Here is a 487-nt window from a genome sequence, read left to right as displayed (position 1 = left end):
AATTAGTTTTGGGTTAATTAATATTCCCATTAAAATATTTTCTGCCGTGCAGGAAAGCAGTATCGATATGGATATGCTGGATGAAAAGGATCATGCCAACATTAAATTCAAAAGGGTAAATGAAAATACAGGCAAAGAAGTTGCTTATGCCAATATTGTAAAAGGCTACAAAATCGATGATAAATATGTCATTCTGGAAGATGCTGATTTTGAAGCTGCCGATGCCGAAAAAACAAAGACTATCAATATTCAGAGTTTTGCTTTAGAAAGCGAAATCAATAGTATTTACTACGAACAACCGTATTATCTTGAGCCTGATAAAGGTGCCATGAATGCATATGCTTTGCTTCGTGATGCGCTTGAAGCATCCGGTAAAGTAGGGGTAACGAGTTTTGTTTTGCGCAACAAAGAAAGTCTGGCGATTTTAAAACCTTATAAAAACGTGATTTTATTAAACAGAATCAGGTTTGAACAGGAAATCAGGGAT

General features: G+C 35.3%; 1 protein-coding gene. It reads left to right on the top strand.

Annotation, left to right across the window (positions count from 1 at the left end; genetic code table 11):
* Position 1: 1 nt before the first annotated feature.
* On the top strand, positions 2-487 hold a 486-nt coding region (locus tag BW716_RS35520), incomplete at its 3' end, for a Ku protein (RefSeq protein WP_304440600.1).

It is taken from the genome of [Flexibacter] sp. ATCC 35208 (genome assembly GCF_001975825.1).
Lineage (GTDB): Bacteria > Bacteroidota > Bacteroidia > Chitinophagales > Chitinophagaceae > Chitinophaga.
This window is presented reverse-complemented; position numbering and strand designations above follow the sequence as displayed.